This is a genomic window from Bartonella sp. TS25HLJMH (genome assembly GCF_042193505.1).
GTDB lineage: Bacteria > Pseudomonadota > Alphaproteobacteria > Rhizobiales > Rhizobiaceae > Bartonella > Bartonella grahamii.
The window spans coordinates 1-2,434 of the sequence record NZ_JBHILV010000028.1 but is presented as its reverse complement, the minus strand read 5'-3'; the positions used below and the strand labels follow the sequence as shown (position 1 = coordinate 2,434).

Here is a 2,434-nt window from a genome sequence, read left to right as displayed (position 1 = left end):
TTCACAGTGATTGCGCCATTGCTTGCTATCGTACCACTATTGGTTAAATCACCATGGCTGGTCAGTTGAAGGTCACCACGCTCAATCTCTATGTGCCCTGCTTGGATCACACTATCAGCAACAATATTAACTGCCCCTTGCGTAGAAATGAGACCATCAACATTCTCAAAACTGCCCACATCAATGCGTAAACCATCCCGCGCTAAAACATGCGCACCTTCATCATGTGTAGCGTTTGGTTGGTCTGAATTTGTCGCTTCAGCGCTTTTATTGACAAAAGACGTTGCAACAATCTTCATCTCACCGGCTAAAGCACTGAGAAGACCAGCCTCATTATTTATATGACCAGCACGTATCTCTTTCAGCCCACCAATGCTGAGAGCCTCTTCAGCAATAATTCTGCCCTGTGTGTTGGTCAGATTACCATCACTGAATAGATCCATAGATTTTTTGGCGTAAATCAGCCCGCTATTGCTGACATTTCCTGCCACATTGAGGGCAACATTCTCACCACTAGAGCCAAGCACACCGGCATTGTCTAATCGCCCTGCGATCAAAACCAAAACGCCGCCACTTTGAAGAACCCCTTCGGATGTATTCTTCAGAAAGGCTTGTTGCGGATCGACGCCTTCTTGTGCGCTTACCATCAAATGCAAATCATCGGTTGCAATAAACGTCCCTTGATTGGTAAATGCACCAATATGAGCATCGACACTCTCACCGCGCATTGTGCCGCTATTTGCGACCCCATCACGCACTTGAAGGGTTAATGCTCCCTCTTGGGCTTCCACAGTCCCTGCTTGGGTTAAAGCATCAGCACTTAAAACCACATCATAACTTAAAATCGTGCTCTCTTGACCGGTTGTGAGCATGCCACCCGCTGTCAATGCAACCTGCTGCATACTGACAATATCACCCGTGTGATTGAGGGCACCATGGGCATCCAGCGTTATCTCCCCATTGGACAACACAGTGCCTTCTTGGATCAGGGCACCGTGATGTGCATAAAGGTCAATTTTTTGCTCTGCCACTAAGCGCGCACGTGATGTAAGCTCTGCTGCTTCCACCAAAAGAGAGCCGCCGGCGCTATAATGTCCAGCGCCTACAGTGAGCCCATCATCGGCGCTCAAGACAATATTCCCCTTGGCACCAATATGGTTGTTTAAAGCGGTGATTTGATTGGTTTTAATGGTCAGATCGCCAAGGGAAGAAACCCCTGTTTGATCATTGTCTTGCGTGCGGCTTAGATCAATTGTTGCTGCTTGGATCTCTAAAAGATCACCGGCTGCTATCCGCCCATCCCCCGCCTCAAGCTTTACTGCCTGTAAGTGCAAAGAACCCGTCGCTGACTGTTGACCATCACTCCCAATACCGCTTGCTAGAAGAGCATGAGACTGGAGCTTGATCACATCAGCGTGCACATCAACAGCACCGCTTGCCGCAACGCGAGCTTGCTCAGCCAATTCAACATGTTTCAAAGCCTTCAGTTCAACTGCTTCTTCTGAAAAAAGCAGATCTTTTACATGTACACTGTCGTGGTGGGAGTGAGCCTTCACCACTCCTTTGGCACGTGCTTTGGCAATCACCAGCTTGCCATCACTTGTCAATCTCATGGCGCCTGCATTGGCAACCATGTCTCCGCGCATCTTAACGCCGGCGCCTTTATCATTGGCAATCACGCGGATCTGCCCCGCATACATTCCACCAAACTCACTGGAATCAATCGCCAATTCTAGCTCTTTGCCATCAGAGCCAAGAGAAGTTGCTTCGCGCTTGTGATAATCAAAATGATTGTGACCAGCGATAACAGCCAAATCTCCTTTGACCTGTATGGGACCCCCGACACTAATCTTGCGCGAAACAAGATCAAAAATATCTAATGCACTCCCATCAGCCCCACGAGCGCCTATGGTGATATCACCACCCTCAACACGCAATCCACTCAAAGCCCCATCGGCTCCAATAATCGGTTGTCCGGTCGATAAAGTCACCCGCGGTGTATTAATAAAGCCACAACCGTTACAGGTAATCCCATTGGGGTTAGCGATAATAACATCCGCCATATGCCCATGTACTTCGCTCACGCCTTCAAGACGCGAGCGATTGGCACTCACCACTTCATTGAGGATAACCTTTGCTGCACCGCTATAACGCAAATTGCCGTTGCCTGGCACCAATCCCCCAAGCTGTGAACGCGAGACTTCCTCAGTCGAATTGTTCAAAATCACGCCATGGGTATCAACATTGAAACTGTCATATTTGTTATGAGAAAGACCCTGTCCATTGGGGCGAACAATATCAATCAGCGGCACATCATTGCCGGCTTTTCCCACCGTGGGGCGGAAAACAGAGCCAACCCCATCAGCTGCTTTAATCCCTTGGCTTTCTTGTGCGACAGGACTTCGCGCTCCAAGCGCTTGTGCTTGCAACAACA

Annotated in this window: 1 protein-coding gene; it reads right to left on the bottom strand. The window is 49.1% G+C overall.

What is annotated here, in order from left to right:
- On the bottom strand, positions 1-2,434 hold a 2,434-nt coding region (locus ACFINF_RS08260; protein ID WP_375620457.1), incomplete at both ends, for a filamentous hemagglutinin N-terminal domain-containing protein.